The sequence below is a fragment of the Cerasibacillus terrae genome, from assembly GCF_008039555.1.
In the GTDB taxonomy this organism is placed as follows: Bacteria; Bacillota; Bacilli; order Bacillales; family Amphibacillaceae; genus Cerasibacillus; species Cerasibacillus terrae.
Genome location: NZ_VDUW01000011.1, coordinates 31,077 through 50,578, shown reverse-complemented (window position 1 = coordinate 50,578; position 19,502 = coordinate 31,077). Strand labels below are relative to the sequence as shown.

18 protein-coding genes are annotated in these 19,502 nt (G+C 35.2%); 8 read left to right on the top strand and 10 right to left on the bottom strand.

Annotation, left to right across the window (positions count from 1 at the left end; translation table 11 throughout):
• Positions 1 to 62 precede the first annotated feature (62 nt).
• Complete coding sequence (locus FHP05_RS13130) at positions 63 to 218, top strand: DUF1540 domain-containing protein (protein ID WP_147669042.1); 156 nt, start codon at positions 63 to 65, stop codon at positions 216 to 218.
• Positions 219 to 312: 94 nt separating this feature from the next.
• Here the strand turns inward: FHP05_RS13130 and FHP05_RS13125 are convergent, their stop codons facing one another.
• Positions 313 to 1,533, bottom strand: coding sequence for a DUF346 domain-containing protein (locus FHP05_RS13125; protein ID WP_147669039.1), 1,221 nt, complete (start codon positions 1,531 to 1,533; stop codon positions 313 to 315).
• A 243-nt stretch (positions 1,534 to 1,776) separates the two neighbouring features.
• Between FHP05_RS13125 and FHP05_RS13120 the strand changes: the two genes are divergently transcribed.
• The gene (locus FHP05_RS13120; RefSeq protein ID WP_147669036.1) at positions 1,777 to 2,394 is read left to right on the top strand and encodes a transglutaminase-like domain-containing protein; all 618 of its coding nucleotides are present in this window, start codon (positions 1,777 to 1,779) and stop codon (positions 2,392 to 2,394) included.
• Between the two features lie 295 nt (positions 2,395 to 2,689).
• Here the strand turns inward: FHP05_RS13120 and FHP05_RS13115 are convergent, their stop codons facing one another.
• Both FHP05_RS13115 and FHP05_RS13110 read right to left on the bottom strand, forming a co-directional pair.
• Complete coding sequence (locus FHP05_RS13115; protein WP_147669033.1) at positions 2,690 to 3,550, bottom strand: hypothetical protein; 861 nt, start codon at positions 3,548 to 3,550, stop codon at positions 2,690 to 2,692.
• Between the two features lie 208 nt (positions 3,551 to 3,758).
• Complete coding sequence (locus FHP05_RS13110) at positions 3,759 to 5,066, bottom strand: purine/pyrimidine permease (protein WP_147669030.1); 1,308 nt, start codon at positions 5,064 to 5,066, stop codon at positions 3,759 to 3,761.
• Between the two features lie 113 nt (positions 5,067 to 5,179).
• Here FHP05_RS13110 and FHP05_RS13105 point away from each other — a divergent pair, with 113 nt between their 5' ends.
• The 5 genes from FHP05_RS13105 (at position 5,180) to FHP05_RS13085 (ending at position 10,431) form a co-directional block, all read left to right on the top strand.
• Positions 5,180 to 6,058, top strand: coding sequence for a LysR family transcriptional regulator (locus FHP05_RS13105; protein WP_147669027.1), 879 nt, complete (start codon positions 5,180 to 5,182; stop codon positions 6,056 to 6,058).
• Between the two features lie 162 nt (positions 6,059 to 6,220).
• Entirely contained in the window at positions 6,221 to 6,748 is a 528-nt protein-coding gene (locus FHP05_RS13100; RefSeq protein ID WP_147669024.1) for a VanZ family protein, read from the top strand.
• Between the two features lie 246 nt (positions 6,749 to 6,994).
• Positions 6,995 to 7,492: a pyridoxamine 5'-phosphate oxidase family protein gene (locus FHP05_RS13095; RefSeq protein ID WP_147669022.1), complete on the top strand. Its 498-nt coding sequence runs from the start codon at positions 6,995 to 6,997 to the stop codon at positions 7,490 to 7,492.
• A 440-nt stretch (positions 7,493 to 7,932) separates the two neighbouring features.
• Entirely contained in the window at positions 7,933 to 9,420 is a 1,488-nt protein-coding gene (locus tag FHP05_RS13090) for a peptide MFS transporter (protein WP_147669019.1), read from the top strand.
• Positions 9,421 to 9,717: 297 nt separating this feature from the next.
• A complete protein-coding gene (locus tag FHP05_RS13085) occupies positions 9,718 to 10,431 on the top strand; it encodes a sulfite exporter TauE/SafE family protein (RefSeq protein WP_147669016.1) in 714 nt (237 codons plus the stop codon).
• Between the two features lie 43 nt (positions 10,432 to 10,474).
• Here FHP05_RS13085 and FHP05_RS13080 read toward each other — a convergent pair whose 3' ends face one another.
• The 3 genes from FHP05_RS13080 to FHP05_RS13070 are packed head-to-tail and all read right to left on the bottom strand — an operon-like array spanning position 10,475 to position 14,179.
• The gene (locus tag FHP05_RS13080) at positions 10,475 to 11,632 is read right to left on the bottom strand and encodes a Ger(x)C family spore germination protein (protein ID WP_191126352.1); all 1,158 of its coding nucleotides are present in this window, start codon (positions 11,630 to 11,632) and stop codon (positions 10,475 to 10,477) included.
• Positions 11,625 to 13,103 carry a spore germination protein gene (locus tag FHP05_RS13075; RefSeq protein ID WP_147669010.1) on the bottom strand — a complete coding sequence of 493 codons (1,479 nt, stop codon included), beginning with the start codon at positions 13,101 to 13,103 and terminating at the stop codon, positions 11,625 to 11,627. Before FHP05_RS13075 ends, FHP05_RS13080 begins: the two co-directional genes overlap by 8 nt.
• A complete protein-coding gene (locus FHP05_RS13070) occupies positions 13,100 to 14,179 on the bottom strand; it encodes an endospore germination permease (protein WP_147669007.1) in 1,080 nt (359 codons plus the stop codon). The genes FHP05_RS13075 and FHP05_RS13070 overlap by 4 nt, the downstream gene beginning before the upstream one ends.
• A 242-nt stretch (positions 14,180 to 14,421) precedes the next feature.
• On the opposite strand from FHP05_RS13070, the gene hprK reads away from it, so the two are divergent.
• On the top strand, positions 14,422 to 15,333 hold the full coding sequence (gene hprK, locus FHP05_RS13065; protein ID WP_147669087.1) for an HPr(Ser) kinase/phosphatase: 912 nt from the start codon (positions 14,422 to 14,424) through the stop codon (positions 15,331 to 15,333).
• Between the two features lie 335 nt (positions 15,334 to 15,668).
• On the opposite strand, the gene FHP05_RS13060 is transcribed toward hprK, so the two are convergent.
• The 4 genes from FHP05_RS13060 to FHP05_RS13045 are packed head-to-tail and all read right to left on the bottom strand — an operon-like array spanning position 15,669 to position 19,488.
• Positions 15,669 to 16,877, bottom strand: coding sequence for a M20 family metallopeptidase (locus tag FHP05_RS13060; protein WP_147669005.1), 1,209 nt, complete (start codon positions 16,875 to 16,877; stop codon positions 15,669 to 15,671).
• Positions 16,878 to 16,898: 21 nt separating this feature from the next.
• Entirely contained in the window at positions 16,899 to 17,768 is an 870-nt protein-coding gene (locus tag FHP05_RS13055) for a MetQ/NlpA family ABC transporter substrate-binding protein (RefSeq protein WP_147669003.1), read from the bottom strand.
• A 42-nt stretch (positions 17,769 to 17,810) separates the two neighbouring features.
• Positions 17,811 to 18,473 carry a methionine ABC transporter permease gene (locus FHP05_RS13050; protein ID WP_147669000.1) on the bottom strand — a complete coding sequence of 221 codons (663 nt, stop codon included), beginning with the start codon at positions 18,471 to 18,473 and terminating at the stop codon, positions 17,811 to 17,813.
• Positions 18,454 to 19,488, bottom strand: coding sequence for a methionine ABC transporter ATP-binding protein (locus FHP05_RS13045; RefSeq protein ID WP_147668997.1), 1,035 nt, complete (start codon positions 19,486 to 19,488; stop codon positions 18,454 to 18,456). The genes FHP05_RS13050 and FHP05_RS13045 overlap by 20 nt, the downstream gene beginning before the upstream one ends.
• Positions 19,489 to 19,502 lie beyond the last annotated feature (14 nt).

The following is a 19,502-nucleotide window of genomic DNA, read 5'->3' as shown; positions in this document are numbered from 1 at the left end:
AAAAAATTAAAAGTATCATCCTCCGAAAATGGTTTAAGATAATAACGAGGGGGTGCGCTTATATGGCACAAGATGTGTTATGTGAAGTGAATAACTGTAAGTATTGGGGACAAGGGAATACATGTGAAGCTGATGCAATCTATGTTGTAAGTCAAAAAGGAAACCAAGCATCAACAAGTGAAGAAACGGATTGCAAAACATTTAAACCAGAAATTTAAAATGAGAGGGGGTAACTGTCTTTGGTTACCCCTTCTCATTTAATCAACCTCTTCTATGGCTTTCTTCCCGTAGCACCACTGACACCCATATTTATTAAAAGTTTTTGTATAAATGAATTAGATTTTGATTTTGGCCTCTAGCGAATACATCTATACGATTTGGTCCCCAGGAAACAGCAGCTGGTTTAGAATATAGATTACCGCCTATATTTTCCCAATTAGACCAGGTTCTACCGTCCCATGTTTTTTTGTATAATTGGCGATTGGTACCACGGACAAACACATCAAGCTGATTTGGTCTACGGGATGAAACGGCAGGTGCGCTTGTCAATCTTCCACCAAGGCTTTCCCAATTACTCCAGCTATTACCATCCCACCATTTATGAATTAAATCATCATTTTGTCCTCTAGCAAACACATCAATTCTATTCGGTCCCCAAGAAACGGCGGCAGGAGCAGATTTTAAATTGCCTCCAAGATCTTCCCAATCTTCCCATTGTGAACCATTCCATGTTCTCCTAAAAGCCCTATTATTCGTTCCTCTGACGAACACATCAAGTTGATTTGGTCTCCGAGAAGAAACAGCTGGTCCACTTGTTAAGACACCTCCAAGGCTCTCCCAATCGCTCCAGTTATTGCCGTTCCACCATTTATGATACAACTGATTATCTGTTCCACGAGTAAAAACATCGATTCTATTCGGTCCCCAAGAAACGGCAGCAGGTGCACTTGTTAAGACACCCCCAAGGCTTTCCCAATCACTCCAGTTATTCCCATCCCACCATTTATGATAGAGACTATTATCTGTTCCCCTTGCAAAGACATCGAGCCTGTTTGGTTGCCATGAGGCTACGGCAGGTCCCGATGTCAAGACACCACCCAAGTTTTCCCAACCGATCCAATCATCCTCAGGTTCAGCTTCATCACTTATTTCATCTAATGTGATACGGATAACTTCTAAGATGATACGAGTAACTTCATTTTGAGGGATATTGAGTAGGCCAAAAACGGTGTATAACCAAGGGTATTGATTATTAAACTGATTATAGATTTGATTTGGAGATTGTGTTGTATCTGCTTGGTTAATGGTAAAGCTTACAATCAAAGAAAAGATGTAGTCAACAACCCCACGATTCAAGCCTGCCTGTTCTAATTCATTATAGAGATCACCGTGCTCTGTTCTAAGCATTTGCATCACTTCCTGAAAATTTGCCTGTTGGCGCATTTGCGAATTTGTTTGCTGAAACATATACGGTTGCCTAGCATAATGTACAGGGACAAAATATACTGGCACTGGATAAATATATCGATACATTGATCTACCTCCTCTAATTACTGGAGTAGTATATGCGACAATGTATAGACTGGTTAAACGCCAAAAGCAATAAAGTGGGCTAGAATGTTAATATAATAACAGATAACTATTTACTGTTGAATTTCATTAAGATGGAGTCGTTTTGGTAGTCGAATAACTGAAAAAGAATCAGTACATATTCTTGATGTATATCACAGAAAATATGACTTTAACATTATATAATCGGCTTAAGGAGGGAGTTTTATGGAATTGATACAGATGAATAAGGACTTACAAGCGTATTTAAAAGAGTCAAATGTCATCGATTTCTCACATCCGCTCATTCAAGAAAAGGTAAAAGAATTTACACGTCTAGGAAAAACAAAGGAAGAACAAGCTGAATTGGCATTTAATTTTGCTAGAGATGAAATAAAACATTCATTCGATATCGATGGTACTGTTGTAACAACAACTGCCAGTGAAGCAATGGAAGAGAAAGAAGGCATCTGCTTTGCGAAGGCACATGTACTTGCCGCATTATTAAGAGTGATGGGAATTCCAACAGGGTTTTGTTATCAACGTGTAACCAAAAAAGGCACGCCAGAATCTGGGTATGCCTTACATGGTCTTAATGCAATTTATTCTGAAGATACAAATACGTGGTTTCGCGTTGATCCACGTGGGAACAAACCTGGGATATCATCAGAATTTAATACGCATGAGGAAAAACTAGCTTATCCAATTCGACTGGAATTAGATGAAATAGATTATCCGTATGTGTATAGTGAACCACTAGAAGAAGCGATTTTTTCTTTAGAAAATGCTACAGATTGTAAAGAGTTGTATTTGCACCGTCCTGGAAATTTAAGTTCTTTTGATTAAGGAATATCGAATGGTTCGTTTTAGGAAGAAAGAGTACATGTCAATATCGTGTGATTTTACCTTCATGGCATAATTTACCCCGCCTTTTTAGATGGAGTAAGTTACACCAAGCTTTGAATGCAGATTATAACGCAGGCGTCCTGCCAGAGTAATCTGCACTAGCATGTCTCCAGTGCGTCGGAAGTGCGACTAGGTTCAGGTGGAGTAAAGATTCTATCTGAACCTAGTCCTGTTAATAAAAATAACTGTTGTGATGTGTACCCTCCCGATTTACAAGTAAATAGGTAAATAAGAATTAAATAAAGTTAATATATTTTTTAGCTCTTCCAGGATAGACGCCCTCTGTTAATGACCATTCCCATAAAAAGTCATTATCATCTTCCTTGCCAATTCCTCCATGTAATAGAATTCCCGGATTTATTACTTCGGTAAGTGTCCCTGTTATCTCATAATCCCGCAAGTTATTGATATCAGTAATTAAAATGTATTCATCATACACTTCTTTTACTTGGAATATACTGCCGTGAAATGTTGCAAGACTATCGAGTTTATTCTTGCTTCTGATTAGTTCATCTTCTATATTCCAATCATTTTTATAGATGGTTGGATGTTCAAGTAGAAATAGATAGTTTAGGAGTTTTTCGCAGTAGACTAGTTTTTCAGAGGCTTCTATTGTATATTGTTTAATTGTTTGATGCCACGATGTCCCGACACGATAATCAAGCCATTTTATAAATTTGTTTAATTGAGATAAAAATATGACGGACTGTTTTCGTTGTTTGGAGATATACATAACGTTGGGGAAATGAGTAAATATGAGTTCTTCCCAAAATGGAGGTAGACAATCTTTCCATGAAGTTAACTGATTATCTTCGAAGTTATCGGTTAAATGACTGGAAATAACTCTAAGGAAGTCATTGGCGTGTTTATTGGAACCTACCTTTTCTTTATAAGCTATTAATTCATCGCCATAAAATTGGCGAAGCCCTTTATATTTCATATTGAATTGGGAACTAATTTCAAGTTTTCTTATGATTTCTTTGCGTTCTTCAGGTCCAGAAAATTCATATGACCAAATATTTGCTTCGATATTTCCTTCATAGAAGGTTTGTTTTTTCCAATCGTTCCCATCCTTTGAAAAGGGTGGTTGCTTCATGTGAACATCACTACTTTCTATTAGATTTTAATATGTTGGGAAATATGAATTGAAGAGGTTATGGAAGGGTAAATTTATTATAGCATAAAAATAGCAAATTGAAACATAATTCGAAAAATTATTTAAGGAATTTGTAGAAGAAAATATATAAAAAATCCCTTCTCAGATTTATCGAGAAGGGATACCTTGAAACAGAAGATATTTTTCTTTATGCTATATTTCCCTGCTTACTTCTTTTATTTGCTTTTATCGTCTTTCTATCCAATATTTTCTCTGTTGTTACTGCTAAAATTCCACCTAAAACAAGTCCATTACTTAATACAGATACTAAAGCGGGTGGCATTTCAGAGAAAGCTTCTGATGGAATAAACATGACCCCCACACCTGTGAACAAGGATATACCAACCACTTTAAATAGGATTTGTTTATTTTTCACTCTACTAAACTCTTGAAAGGCAAGACTTATCGTACTAGCAAAAATAGGAAAAATCGCCGCATATCCTACTGCTTCTGGAATAGCTGCAAAAAAGGCTGTAAAAGATGGAAATAAACTAATCACGATGATAATCAGTGATCCAATGATAAATGGTTTTTTACTCGTTATTTTTGTTGTTTCAATAAAGCCCGCAGAACCTGAAACAGGTACAGCTCCAATAGCAGAAAATAAGCCACCAAGTAATTGGTTAATTCCAGATACAAAACCAGTCTGTTTTAACCGATTTTTATCATATGATACCCGATGTTTATCCATCACTTGTTGAACAACACTTACGGTCGCTAATAAATTTGCAAGCAATAATAATGTAATGAAAACAACCATTACAATCATGTTTGGTTCAATTCTTGGAGTTCCAAAAGCAAATATTTCAGGTAACTTGATAGTTTCACTCACACTAGTAACAGGCTTTGCAAGTCCGAACAGATAAAATAAAGCCCAACCAAAAATGATACTAAATAGTACGGAATAATGGCCTACTCGTGGAATTTTCATAAATGCATAGGAAACAATAACAATGATAAAGGAAAGTAAGAATACTTTCGAATCCACTACTGTAGTCTCCTCATTTAATCCAAACATCCCTTGTAAAAAAGATGCACTTAATTGAATGACCATTAAAATTAAATAAACCCCCACAACCGTTGGGGTAAATAGGCGAGATAGTTTTTCAACTAGACCGAAAACACTAAGTAAAATAAATAAAACACCACTTAGTAGAAAGGAAAATTGTAATACTCGTAGTGTTTCTATTTGTGAACCAAATAGAACGGTCCCGAGTCCCGCATATAAAGAAAAAACACCCCACCATAGCCCAGCTGGCCCCTCTTGAATTGGCAGATGATGTCCAAATAAAGTTTGTAAAATTCCAGCTAATCCAAGTACGAATAATGTTCGTTGCACAAATTCAACAGTGGATATTGTATCTAATCCGTAGCTGGAAGCAATTGCAATGGGTACAATCACACTACTCATTAAAATGAATAAAGCCCATTGCAAAGATGAAAATAAAACTCTCAACAATAGTCACTCCTTCTAGCTAACATCATAAAAAAACAGCTATATACAATCATAGAGTATTATATTATAATGAATCAAATTCATTTATTAAATAACTACATGAGGTGTTACTCATGACAATTACACAATTTGAAGTCTTTGTAAAAGTAGTAGATACAGGAAGTTTCACAAAGGCAGCAGAGGAATTAAATATGACACAATCTGCTGTCAGTCATGCAATAAAGGGATTAGAAATGGAGTTAGGAGTTGTTTTAATCATTCGAGACAGGCGTCGAGGATTACAGCTTTCCGGTGTCGGAAAAAAAATACTTGTCCATGCGCGTGAGATTTTGAATCGGATTCGCCATATCAAACAAGAAGCAACCACTGCATCTGGAATTAACATAGGATCACTGAGGATTGGTAGTTTCGCAAGTGCGTCCCTACACCTATTGCCAAAGGTGATTTCTATATTTCGTTCCCAGTATCCGAACGTTGATATTCGTTTATTCGATGGAGCTTATCAAGAAGTGGAAGAATGGCTCTTATCCTATGTAGTGGATATCGGCTTTTCCTCCATTACTCATCCTGATTTAGAGTTCATTCCGCTAATGAAAGACAAAATGGTCGCCGTTCTTCCAGAAAGCCATCCTTTACGTGAAAGGGAAACACTGCATTTAACAAATTTAGAGAATGAACCATTAATTAAAACGAAAGCAGGGTCAGAAGAGATTGTGAATGCCATGTTTCAGAAAGAAAATTTAACCCAAAATAATTTATTTGAAGTCCAAGACGCTGGAACAATTATCTCTATGGTAAAGGAAGGCCTTGGGATTACGATTGCACCTGAGTTAGCACTGCCACCTGAATCAACTGGTGTCATTTATCGAGAAATAAAACCAACCGTATGGCGGGAAATAGGCCTTTCCTGTCCTTCCGTAAAAGAAGCCTCTCCTGCTGTAAAAGCATTTATAAAAATTGCTACAGAGCTATATAGGAAGGATAGTCAATAAAAAAGCCATATGTATGAGCTAATAATAAGCAAAACTTTACTTAAATTTTATCTCCCTTTTTAGTATATACAGATAGAAGATCAAGTACTAATCTCCCAGTAATGTTAATAGGCTAGTAATATAACAGATTAGTATATTCTAGTTTACTAAAGGAGTATGAAGGTGGATTATATAAACAATTTCACTTTATTAGGACTTATATACCTTTTATTCTTTTATAGAAAATGGAATAAAAGGTCTAAACATGTACTGATTATTAATACATTGATGTATGTGTATATTGTAATGGTTTTATTTGTAACGTTAATGCCATTTTCGCTATCACTTGGTCTTGGTCAAACGAATCCTTTATTTTGGGAGAAAGCTAATTTTATACCTTTTAGGGATTTAATACTGCACTATGGTGGAGCTGAAAGAGAAATTGTCTTAAATATTTTGATGATGATCCCCTTTGGTTTCCTGTATCCAGTGATTAAAGGAAGAGGTATTTTTAAAACATTGATAATGACATTCCTCTTTAGTTTAGCAATTGAATGTTCTCAATTATTAGGATCGCGGTGGGGAGGCTTGGTGTCGAGAACCTTTGATGTGACAGATTTAATAACAAACACATTTGGCGGTCTCGTTGGATATATCTATTTTATCGGTTTAAAACCACTTATTGATCGAATTATTCCATCTAATGAATGAAAACATAAAATTCCATGGTGGTACATGCTCGTGAGCGTAACAAAGTTAATGAACCGGTTACCAAATGGGTTTCCCATGAATAGTCTCTTTTGGTCATCAATAGAGGTATCTCATTTTATAGGAGATTAGTTCTCCTTATTAACTACTAACTCTTGAGAAAATTGTTTTTTATCTTATTTTTACCTGAAATCCCCCCTACATGAGTGCTACAATATAAACAGACCTAATAAAAAGGAGTTGTTAATCATGAGGGGGATTATCCAGAATAAGCGCAGAGAGATGTCTAAGGAAGATGTTAAACATTTCTTAGAAAAGGCAAGAATAGCTCATGTTGGAACAGTTGGGGAAGAGGGCTTTCCATATGTTATTCCATTAACATATGTATATGAAGGAGAAGAACAATTGTATTTACATATTGGAAATATTAGGGAAAGTCATTTTTGGTCCAATATCAAACAAAACAATAAAATTTGTATAGAAGTAAGTGAAATGGGCGAACTATTTCCAGGTAAGAAATATGCTTGTCAATCAGCTTTAGCATATGCTAGTGTTGTTGTGTTTGGAACGGTGAAACATATTGAAGATGATGAGAAAAAGGAATGGTTCTTTGATCGCTTACTAGAAAAGTATGGTAACCCAGAATGGCAATTTGAAAAAGGGTATCCTGCATTATCTAAGACAGAATTATTTGCAGTGAAAATTGAAAAAGCTACTGGAAAATTAAATGAAGGCCGTCGCCATTAAAAAAACGGGTCGTACCTCGTATCTTTTGCAGTATATTTACTGAATAAATAGAAAATTACTAAATAAACAACCTGATTGTCTATCTGAATCTAGATGGGCAGTCTTTTTTTGACTATCTATATAATAAGAGATTTACTTCTTCCCTTATTGATCTCCTCTGAACAAATATTCTATTATAATGGCCTAGCATTCCATTTAACAAATCTAGTTCCGAGGTTGAATTGCATTTCTTTTATATATTTTGGGAATTTATTTATAAAAATGAATTATGTCTGAATCCATATATTTCATCATTTTCTTCCTATAAAGACTTTTTATAAACCCTTGAAAATTGAAATTCAGAGGAGCATACTAGTATCATATTATTTTTTTAAAGGTGTTATAAGACAGTTGTATTCTCTGTGTGATAGACAACATAGAATTGACAGAAAAGGAGAAAAATGATGGAAACAGAAAAAGATTCAATTTTAAAAACCATTCCACAGACAGGTTTTTTTGGGCATCCGAAAGGGCTTCGTACCCTATTTTCCATTGAGTTCTGGGAAAGGTTTTCTTATTACGGAATGCGTGCAGTACTTATCTATTATATTTATTACCAGACAACCAAAGGCGGGCTAGGTCTTGATAAGACAACTGCTACTTCGATTATGTCTGTTTACGGCTCCCTTGTTTATATGTCGACAATTTTAGGGGGTTGGCTTGCTGATAGAGTTTTTGGAAGTCGATCCATGATTATCTGGGGTGGAATATTAATTGCCCTAGGACATGTGGCATTATCTTTTCCAGGAAGTGTTACTGCATTATTTGTATCCATGGCCTTAATTATTATTGGTTCAGGGATTCTGAAACCAAACTTAACAAATATTGTTGGTGAATTATACTCCAAAGAAGACTACCGACGTGATGCTGGATTTAGTATCTTTTATGCAGGTGCAAATGCAGGGGCTTTACTTGCACCATTAATTGTCGGAACAATTGGACAGAAGTATAGCTTCCATTGGGGCTTTGCAATTGCAGCGGTAGGTATGTTCTTAGGATTAATCTGGTATATTTTTTCTTCAAGAAAAACATTGGGACAAGCTGGGCGCTATGTTCCAAACCCAATTAGTAAAGATGAAAAGGCAAAATTAATCAGATGGTTTAGTATTGGTGCTATTGTTTTAGCCATTATTTTAATTGTTACGATTTCAACAAGAACCCTTACGATTAATCGATTTACGTATGTTGTTAGTATCTTAGGTATTGTTATTCCAACCATTTACTTTTTAGTAATGTATAACAGTAAAAAGACAACAAAAACTGAAAAATCAAGACTTTTAGCATATATTCCTTTATTTATTACTGCTATTTGTTTCTGGTCTATTCAAGAACAAGGATCAACTATTTTTGCTAGAATTGCTGATGAACAAACAAGACTAAGTATTGGTTCATTTGAAATCCAGTCAACTTGGTTCCAATCCATTAATCCATTTTATATTGTTTTCCTAGCACCATTATTTGCTGTTATGTGGACAAAATGGGGAAAGCGCCAGCCAACAACTCCTGTTAAATTCTCTATCGGTGTTATTTTAGCAGGATTATCATTCTTATTAATGGTTGTTCCTTTCGCATTATCTAATGGAGCAATTAGTCCAATATGGCTTGTTTTTAGCTTTCTACTTGTAACATTGGGAGAATTATTCTTATCTCCAGTTGGGGCGTCAGCAACTACGAAATTAGCACCAGCAGCATTCGCATCCCAAACGATGAGTGTATGGTACTTATCTAACGCATCCGCACAAGCTATTAACGCCCAATTGGTAAAATTCTATAGTATCGATACACAAGTTACTTACTTTCTAGTAATTGGTATTATTTCTGTAGTAATTGGTATTATCCTACTTATGTTCTCTAAAAAAATCCACAGCTTCATGCGTGGTGTGAATTGATTAAAAAAAGATGAATCGAAATTCTCTTATCTTATATGTTAAGGGAGTTTCGATTTTTTACATAATGGAGTGAATTTCATAATACCTAGCCCTTAGAGGGCAATGGTTTAAAAATATAAAAAAGGAAGTACTTCCCCATATCTTGTATGTTTTTGTATTTTTAAAATGAGCTATTATGAAATTGATTCAATGATATATTTATTACTTCTCTAGAGGATAATCCCTTACTTTAGTTGACAAGCCATAGGAAACACACCATGATACAATTAATCTACTGATTTAGAAAGTGGGTATTGTATGGATGTACTACTATTTATAGTAATTATTTTGGTAGCCTCAATTTTACAGACAAGCACAGGTTTTGGCTTTTCCATTTTGGCAACTCCCTTTCTGCTATTATTATTTGAACCGTTGGAAGCAATTCAAATGAATTTGGCATTATCTCTTGTCATTTCACTAGCATTGATCACTAAAATAAAACAGGATATCGATACAGATATTTTAAAAAGATTTATAATCGGAAGTATTGTTGGTTTACCACTTGGGATAATTACCTTCTTACTCATTGATATAAAGCAATTGAAGCTAGGGATTAGTATTATTATTCTTTTATTAACGTTATTATTAATGGCTCATTTTAGAATTCAGTCTTCTAAAAAAAGGGATTTTTCAGTAGGTGGGATTTCAGGCCTCTTGACTACAAGTATCGGGATGCCTGGCCCTCCTCTATTACTGTATTTTTCGGGAACAGAAACCAAAAAGGAAAAATTACGTGGAACAACATTAGCATTTTATTTGTTTATTTATTTAGTGAGCTTAATCATTCATGTAATTTTTGTAGGAACGAATCATAAAGTATGGATTTCAAGTGGCGTGGCACTTCCTCTTGTACTCATCGGTTTATACGTGGGACAGTTGTTATTTAAGAAAATGAATCAAAAGGCATTTCGAATCTTTACATATATTTTGTTGCTATTTACGGGAATATATTTGTTTATAGAGAGCTTTTGATATAAATCATTGGAGGATATTTTTTCCTCCAATGCATTCTTTCTTATTTTAATGTGTCTGTTAGAGACTTTCTTCCTGTTTTAACTTTTGTTATGTCAATGTTTAATGATCGAATGGAATCTTCTGTTAAATCCACTTTCCCATTCTCCTCTAGCTTTTTCCATTCTTTCACATTTTTTCGGTATAAGTATTCCGATAACCGATAAATATCAATTTCCTTTTCTAAAGCTTCTTCGTATGTTGCTAAAATTTCTTTCTTAACGATCTCTTTAATTCGTTTCTTTAGTTCCTTTTCTGTTGTCTTTTTTGTAAGTGTATTTACATTTGCTTGCATGCGAACATGAATATCAAAAAGTGCTTCTCCATTTTCAATAATGGGTTTTACCTTTACTTTTACCTTATCTAATGCAACAGATGTTTTATTTTCTTTGTTTTCCTCATTTAAAAAAAAGGAAATAGAACTTCGTTGTGTATTATTATTCATCCATCGTAAACCATGTGCTTTTTCACCTAAGATGGAGCCTTTAAATTTATTCGGGGTAGCAACACTAACACCTATAAATTCCGTAATTCTTGTTTTTTCTGTAACAGACTCCCAATTATGAGTAATCCTAATCTGTGGTATCGTCATTTCGTGAGTTGGTTCATCTAATCCGATAATGAAGGAGCGAAGATTTATTGGTTCAATAAAAGAATCTTGATCATATGCGTTCATAGGGTCTCCTAATTTAGATAGGATAACAGACTTACTAATAATCGGCACGGCTAATAAAATATCCTTCACAGAATCAGTTGTACTGTAGATCCATATTCGATACCTTGTCTCTGCATAGCGCAGAAAATTATCAATGATAGAATTGAGTCGTTTATCTTTCAGGGCATTTTCATGTAAAACGATAAACGATAGATGCCCCCATAATATTCTTTGATCTACTGAATCATATAATTCGAAAACTGCTTCTTCTACTGTTTTACCAGATGCATATCCAACCTCTACCTGTTCCGGTTCACTCTTAGGGTCTTCTGACTTAGCGATGTTGGGGAAGTTGATAATTTGTAAATAAACTTGGTACTCTCCATCCTTGTAATCAATACCAACCCCATGCGTATACAACATTCTCTCTGGTTCGTGGCTATCCCAACATCCAGAAAGAAATCCAATTAGTCCTGTGATGAGTAGCAATACTCTTCTTTTATTCATATTTCTCACTAATCCTTGTATCATCTATTGGCTTTAATGATTCTGGTCGTTTTTTATAATCTTTTTGTAAAGGGCGGAAAATGGTATGTTTTACTTTATTCCAACTTAAATTTGCAGCTATATTCATATATGGAACACCGAATATACGTATGTTCGCTAAATATAAAATTGTGAAAAAGAGGGACATAAAGAATCCGAATAACCCGAAAATAGCTGTTGCGATAATAGAAGAAAAGCGTAGCAGACTGACAGCTCCTACAAATGATTGATTTAAAAGGGTGAATGTGGCTACAGTTGAAGTAGCTATTACGACAACCATGGACGGACTGGTGATACCTGAGCGTATGGCTGCATCCCCAATAATTAAACCGCCAACAACACTAAGCGTCCCACCAATCGCTTCTGGTAATCGTAATCCCGCTTCACGGAAAAGCTCAAACATAATAAGCATAATTAACATCTCCACTGTAGAAGGCAAAGGAAGTCCAGTGCGGGATTCCACAACCTTTGCAAGTAATAAAAGTGGTAATTGGTCCTGATGAAAAGTCGTTAACGCTAACCAAAAGGCAGGTAATAATGCGCCTAATAGGACTCCGATGATACGTAGTAAGCGCTCAAATGATCCATATAAAGTGGGATATTCATTATCCTCAATGGTTTTAAATAATAGAAATAAATTTACTGGCAATATCGTTGCATAGGAACCACCATCAACTAATATCACGACACGCCCTCTGACTAAGGCCTGGATTGCAAGGTCAGGTCTTCCTGTATAATCATGTCTAGGAAATAATCTAGAGTTTTTATCAATATGTTCCATTAAGAGATTAGGGCTAAATACAATATCAACATCTATTTGTTCTAGTTTGTTTCGAATACCATTTAAAATCGTTTTGTTTGCTATATCATCCATATAAAGCAGTGCAACATTCGTTTTTGTTCTTTTTCCTACTGTCGTTTTTTCTACACATAGGGAATTGGTTGGCATACGCTTTCTAACCAATGCAATATTAACCGAGATATCTTCAATAAAGTTATCCCGTGGTCCTTTTATAGAAACTTCCGTTTTTGTTTCTTCAGGTTGTCGATTTGGTTTATTTGTAATATTGCTGGCAAAAAGCATTTGGTCATCTTCAAAATAAAGAAGGACATAGCCAGAATAAACCATTGTAATGGCATCATCTTTATTCTTTATTTTTTGTAATTCCGGAAGATGTAAGTAATTTCGGATGTCTTCTTTATTTAATTTCCTTTCGCTTTTAAAAAATGCCTCTACTTTTTCTATGATGACTTGATATAATAATTGCTCATCCACCATTGATTCGCAGGTAACAAATGTTACTTTATGATTTTGGAAATAATAATCCTGAAATGTGATATCTGCTGATTTTTTAAATAACTGTTGGAGGGTTTCTCGTGTAATTTCATGAGAAGTTTTTGACTTGTCCTTATTTTGTTGTCTTCGTTTCATCGAGATGTCCCCCTAGTTGATTTGAATGTAATCATAAAAAGGAATAAAGAAGTGATAAGCAGGATAATAAATGAGCTAACTAATACATATTCACCTTTTAACTGACTAAAAAATTGATCATTAATGTTAAGTAAAAATAAACAGACAATCAGAAAAGGAGGGGTTACTCTTATCCAAATTTTTTTAGCTTGTCCTTCTAAGTTAAACAAAGTAACAACAATATATAAGAGAAATCCAATACGAATAAATGCCCCTGTTAGCCATTGATAAATAGATAAAAAATCAACATGTTCTAAATATCTTCCGATTGTTGCTAGTCCCCACTCTTCGTAAGCAGGAAAACGTTGTTTTGCTGCTTCTGTCGGTCCAAATTCAACAATGGCTCCAACAAGTGGTCCAAGTGTTAATATCGATAAAATTGAAATCATGATGAAATAGTGTGAAATACGAATTCTTCCTCTAATCTTATGTTGAATCAAAATAAACAACAGAAGTTCGATAAATCCAGAGGCAGGATAAATGCTTCCCTTTAATGCAGGTTTATATCCGTCCTCAAAGAAAGGAAGTAATAAATAATAATCTTTTACTTGAATATTAACGATAGCAACAAAAATTCCAAAAATAATAACACCAAATAATACCAATACATTTGTAATGACAATAGTTTGGATGTCTGTACATGCAAGTAGAACACATAATGATGTGTAGACTAATAATAATAATATAACCGGTGTGTCTGGTAAGAAGGTGGCATTAATCCACTGTAAAACCTCCCGCATGGTAAATGCTGCTATGATAAGTAATATTACTCCTAAAATAACTGAAAATACTTTAGAGATAATTGGGCCACTTGTTTCTTCTAACCAGATAAAAAGATTTTGTTGATCCGTTTTCTTTTGAATATGGATTAATAAAAAAATCCATAGGAATATACCAAAAGCTGCAACAAAGACGGATGCCCATGCATTTCTTCCAACATGAGTTAATAATGGAGGAAGAATGGTGACATGGTTTTTTAAACCAATTACTGTCATTGATAGTAAAATAACATGCAATAGACTAATCGAACCCTGCATTATATAAACCCCTTCTTAATTTACTGCTTTTGTTCCACATAATAAGGAATAGGGAGTAGCTTTTTAGCTAATATTTTCCCTGTTTCTTATAGTTTTTACCAAAGGGGGTAGGTTTATGTAATGAATGGAAATTTAGTGCTGTACTTGCAATTTCTAATCTTTCCTTGTTAGAATCTGATTAGATTAATTAAACTAAGAGAGTGTAATGGCGAAGATGGAGAGTGTAGATCGTGGTAAATACAATGACAGTTAAAGAATTAGTGAATCATTTCTCATTAGAAATAATTGCGGGAGAAGATTATTTACAGCGTATTATTGTAAAGTCTAAGACAAGAAGACCTGGCTTGGAGTTTATTGACTACTTTGATTTTCTTCCTATGCAACATGTAAAAGTTTTAGGTGAGAATGAAATCACGTATTTGCATATGCTTGATGAAGAAGAACGTAATATGCGAGTAGGTAATTTAATTAAATATGATCCACCTTGTATTGTTGTTACAGACAATCAAGAAGAACTGACATATTTAACAAAGTATTGCACAAAAGAAAAAATCCCTCTTTTACGAACAGCTGCAACCAATTACGAATTTATTGGTAAAATTGATTCATATATGATAAAAAAATTAGCACCAGAAATTGCTGTTCATGGTGTTTGTGTAAATGTGTTTGGTATTGGTGTTCTACTACGGGGAGAGTCAGGAATTGGAAAAAGTGAAACAGCTCATACGTTGATTGGTCGGGGCCATCGTCTAGTGGCAGATGATATTGTTGTTATAAAAAGACTTAGTTCACATACTATTCTTGGGACACATAATGAAAAGAATAAAGAATTTCTTGCTTTAAGAAGTATTGGATTATTAAATGTCACACGCCAATATGGAAGAAAGGCTTTTCAAGATGAAACGCGGATTGCTTTAGATATTGAGCTAACGAACTGGAAAGATGATGCACTCTATAATGATTTAGAAGTAAAACAACGCTATACAGAATATATGGGAGTTAAAGTGCCACATATACCAATTCAACTTCAACCAGGCCGTGATATTGCTGGGCTTATTGAAGCAGCAGTGAATAATTGGTATTTGAAACAACAAGGATATAGTGCAGCAGAAGAGTTTATGGAGAGAATTGAGAAAGATATGGAAGGAAAATAAAAGATTATCATGTATGACATGTAAACGGCTTAAAGGAATAGAATCATCTTAATAATGCAATGCTGAAGCATATCTAGGTTGGAAAAACGTAGATATGCTTTTCTTTATATAGGGGAAGCAGTAAGAACGATAAAAACACCCTATGCCTGGCCAATGCTGGTCATGACATAGGGTGTTTTGTGAAACAGCTTCATCTTCAGGAATTACTAATACTTCCACGGAGCTTCGAGATAAAGTTAAACCTCAATCAGTGAGGTCATATACAGCCAGTTAATCTGAGAAAATACGACTAAGGTTCAGGTGGAGTAAAAATTCCATCTGAACCTTAGTCTTCATTATGATTCTTTTTCTTTTCGTTTTCGTGTGAATTCTTCATTTATTTTGTGGAGTAATTGTTCGTCTGATAGTAAACGATATCCTGTAGCTGCAAGTGCTTTTGCGCCTGTCAGCAATGCTTCATTTCCGAGATCTGATTTTGCAGCTTCGCGAAACTCTACTGTATGGCCGATTAAGTCATCTGGGCCGATTTTAATAAAACCGTGTACTGTAGGAACTTCATAGCTAATATTTCCTGCGTCTGTAGAACCTTTTCCTTTCCCTCTTTCTGTATGAACAATCTCGCCAAGTATTTCTAATTCCTTTTTTAAAATGTCATCGAAAGTTTCATTTATCACGAAATCTTTTACTTCGTTTTGGAATCGTTCTACTTTAACTCTCGCTCCAGTGGAAAGGGCAGCTCCATCAGCAATTGCTCTTACCTTTGTAGCAGTTTCTTCTGTTTTTTTCCATGTTTCAGCCCGAATATAAAAGCGAGCAGAAGCATATTCTGGAATAATATTTGGTGCATCTCCGCCATGTGTTATAATTCCATGTATTCGAACATCAGCAGGTAAATGTTGGCGCAAAGCATTAATGCCATTAAATAATTGAATGACCGCATCGAGTGCGTTGATTCCTTTTTCTGGTGCTCCGGAAGCATGTGCTGCTTTTCCGTAAAAATGAAAATCAAGTGGATCCACTGCAAGAAATTCTCCCGTTACAGCAGTCTTTCCTGCAGGGTGTAGCATTAAGGCTGCATCGATATCTTCTAAATATCCATGTTTTACAAAGCTTCCTTTTGCACTCCCGTTAGGACCTCCTTCTTCTGCAGGAGTACCTAGTATAACGACACGTCCTCCTGTTTCATGAATCACTTCCCCTAAAGCAATTCCTGCAGCGACACTTATTGTGCCGATAATATTATGGCCACAGGCATGACCAATTCCAGGAAGTGCATCATATTCTGCAAGATAAGCAATAGTTGGACCAGGTTTTCCGCTAGATTTAATAGCATAAAAGGAAGTATCATGTCCTGCTACTCCAGTTGTAATTTCAAATCCTGCATCTTTTAAATTGGTAACATGGGTTTGACAAGCAAATACTTCTTCATTACCAATTTCTGGTTTTCCGTGGATTAACTGACTCGTTTCAATATATAACTGGCTATTATTATCTACAGATTCATATAAACTTTTTATGATTTTATTGTTTGAAGTTGTTGTCATTTATTTATTTCCCTTCGTATTTTATTTTTTTAATGTAGTAAATACATCTTCCAACTGTTCTTGAGTTAAGCGAACGAGAAATGCTCCATCATTTGTATCTTCTTTGATTGCTTCCTCAATATCCGCATCTTGATAAAGCTCGACTATTCGTTTGTATGTCTCATTGTCTTTATCTTCAGCCCGTGTAGCAAGTACATTTACATATGGATGTGTACTATCATCATTTACTTCTTCTTTCAAAATTGGATCTTCGTTTGGTGAAAAACCAGCTTGACCAGCAATTCCATTATTTATTATGGAACCTACTACATCTGGCAAAACACGAGGTGTTTGTTGTGCAGTCATTGGAATAATTTCTAAGTTTAATTTGTTTTCAACAATTTTTGACGGGTCACCGAACATACCGAAGTCATCTGCAAGTTTAATCAATCCGCCACTTTCTAGAAGGCGAAGTGCACGTGCTTGATTGGATGGGTCGTCCGGAATGGCAATTTTATCTCCTTCTTTTAATTCGGCTATATCGTTTATTTTTTCGGAGTATAATCCCATCGGTGCTAACATTGTAGAGCCAATTGGCACAATATCTTTTCCGCTTTCTTTCACATATTGTCCTAAAAATGCAATATGTTGGAAGGCGTTCATGTCGATATCACCTTGTGCCAAAGCATTATTAGGTAATGTATAATCAGCAAATTCCACTAATTCAATCTCAATATTTTCCTTCGCTGCTTTTTCTTTTAACAATGGCCAGAGTTCACCATCAGCACCATTAATTCCAATTTTTACGGTGATCTTGTCATCTTTCTTTCCAGATGCCTCCTTATTTTCCCCACCACAAGCAGCTAAAAATAAAACACCAATAATAGATAATAAAATAAATATTTTTCTCATTTGACATGTCTCCTTTTTTTAAATGTATATGTTTTTAAATAACTACCTTCGCATAATCCATTTGGATAGTGTATTTCCAATCCATTGAGCAAGTTGAACCATAACGATTAGGATAAGGACGGTGACAAGCATGACACTTCCATCAAATCGTTGATACCCATATGTCATTGCGATATGACCAAGTCCCCCGCCACCGACTGTTCCAGCAACAGCTGAGAAATCAATCAAGCTAACCGAAACAAAGGTGAGTCCTAAAATAAGTGGACCAAGTGCTTCTGGGATTAATACGGTAAAAATAATTCGTAGTGGACTTGCTCCCATTGCTTGGGCAGCTTCAATGACACCAGGGTCAATACTAACTAAATTATTTTCCACCACCCGAGCAATCGTAAAACTTGCGACAATTGTCATCGGGAAAATTGCGGCCGCTGTTCCAATCGTTGTTCCCACTACTAATCTCGTTAATTGTGAAATGGCGACTAAGAAGATAATGAATGGAATTGGGCGAATAATATTAATAATGAAATTCAATAACTGAAATAAAAACCTGTTTTCCAAAATATTGTTTTCCCTTGTCACGAACAGTAATAGGCCAATCGTAATACCAATAATTGATCCAAAGATTAAAGTCGCCACAACCATTGTGATGGTTTGTCCGGTTGCTTCTACAATTTGTGGCCAAAAACTAGACCAATCCACTTTCATAATCATCAACCTCCTCTATTTTGACAATGGTTTTTAATTCTTTTAAAACTTGCTTGATATGAGAATCATCGCCAGTAAATGAAATAAGTAGATTTCCAAACAACCTTTCTTGCAATTCACGGACAGATCCGTAAACAATATTAAAGTCAACATGATGTTTTCGTGTAGTCGTGGATAAAATTGGCTGATTGGTAATATCCCCCTGAAAAATGATACGATATAACTTTTTTCCACCATTTGCTTTCCACTTTTCTAATATACTTTTCGATGGTAAATCTTGTTGAACAGAACGAATGAATTTTTGCGTTGTTACATGCTGTGGATTTGTAAATGTGTTAAAGACATTCCCTGTTTCAATTACTTCTCCAGCTTCCATTACGGCTACTTTATTACAAATGGATTGAATGACATGCATTTCATGTGTAATTAATAAAATCGTGACACCAAAATCTTGGTTTACTTGTTTCAATAATTTTAAAATATCTGCCGTAGTATCCGGGTCAAGTGCTGAGGTTGCTTCATCACAAATTAAAATATCTGGAGATGTAGCAAGTGCCCGTGCAATACCTACCCGTTGTTTTTGACCACCTGATAATTGATCAGGGAAGTCTTTTGCTTTATCAGCTAATCCTACAAATTGCAATAATTCTGTGACCTTTTTTTCTCGTTCTTTTTTAGGAATTCCAGCTAATTTTAACGGATAACCAACATTTCCAGCGACGGTTCGTGCATTGAAGAGATTAAAGTTTTGGAAGATCATACCAATCCGCTGACGTCTTTTACGTAATTCTTTCGCAGATAACTTCTGAATATCTATTCCTTGGATATGTACTGCACCGGAATCAGGTCTTTCTAGCATGTTCACTAAGCGAAGTAATGTACTCTTTCCTGCTCCACTAAATCCAATAATTCCAAAGATGTCCCCCTGGTCAATCGAAAGGGATACGTTTTTTACTGCCTCTACTTTTTTCTGTCCACTTCGGAATGTCTTGGATACATTTTTAAATTCAATCATTTTACCTAACTCCT

What these genes read in the sequence shown, in the direction of transcription:
- FHP05_RS13130 (WP_147669042.1), top strand. Translation starts at nt 63, where the DNA reads ATGGCACAAGATGTGTTATGTGAAGTGAATAACTGTAAGTATTGGGGA.
- FHP05_RS13125 (WP_147669039.1), bottom strand. Translation starts at nt 1,533, where the DNA reads ATGTATCGATATATTTATCCAGTGCCAGTATATTTTGTCCCTGTACAT.
- FHP05_RS13120 (WP_147669036.1), top strand. Translation starts at nt 1,777, where the DNA reads ATGGAATTGATACAGATGAATAAGGACTTACAAGCGTATTTAAAAGAG.
- FHP05_RS13115 (WP_147669033.1), bottom strand. Translation starts at nt 3,550, where the DNA reads ATGAAGCAACCACCCTTTTCAAAGGATGGGAACGATTGGAAAAAACAA.
- FHP05_RS13105 (WP_147669027.1), top strand. Translation starts at nt 5,180, where the DNA reads ATGACAATTACACAATTTGAAGTCTTTGTAAAAGTAGTAGATACAGGA.
- FHP05_RS13095 (WP_147669022.1), top strand. Translation starts at nt 6,995, where the DNA reads ATGAGGGGGATTATCCAGAATAAGCGCAGAGAGATGTCTAAGGAAGAT.
- FHP05_RS13090 (WP_147669019.1), top strand. Translation starts at nt 7,933, where the DNA reads ATGATGGAAACAGAAAAAGATTCAATTTTAAAAACCATTCCACAGACA.
- FHP05_RS13085 (WP_147669016.1), top strand. Translation starts at nt 9,718, where the DNA reads ATGGATGTACTACTATTTATAGTAATTATTTTGGTAGCCTCAATTTTA.
- FHP05_RS13080 (WP_191126352.1), bottom strand. Translation starts at nt 11,632, where the DNA reads ATGAATAAAAGAAGAGTATTGCTACTCATCACAGGACTAATTGGATTT.
- FHP05_RS13075 (WP_147669010.1), bottom strand. Translation starts at nt 13,103, where the DNA reads ATGAAACGAAGACAACAAAATAAGGACAAGTCAAAAACTTCTCATGAA.
- FHP05_RS13070 (WP_147669007.1), bottom strand. Translation starts at nt 14,179, where the DNA reads ATGCAGGGTTCGATTAGTCTATTGCATGTTATTTTACTATCAATGACA.
- hprK (WP_147669087.1), top strand. Translation starts at nt 14,422, where the DNA reads ATGACAGTTAAAGAATTAGTGAATCATTTCTCATTAGAAATAATTGCG.
- FHP05_RS13060 (WP_147669005.1), bottom strand. Translation starts at nt 16,877, where the DNA reads ATGACAACAACTTCAAACAATAAAATCATAAAAAGTTTATATGAATCT.
- FHP05_RS13055 (WP_147669003.1), bottom strand. Translation starts at nt 17,768, where the DNA reads ATGAGAAAAATATTTATTTTATTATCTATTATTGGTGTTTTATTTTTA.
- FHP05_RS13050 (WP_147669000.1), bottom strand. Translation starts at nt 18,473, where the DNA reads ATGAAAGTGGATTGGTCTAGTTTTTGGCCACAAATTGTAGAAGCAACC.
- FHP05_RS13045 (WP_147668997.1), bottom strand. Translation starts at nt 19,488, where the DNA reads ATGATTGAATTTAAAAATGTATCCAAGACATTCCGAAGTGGACAGAAA.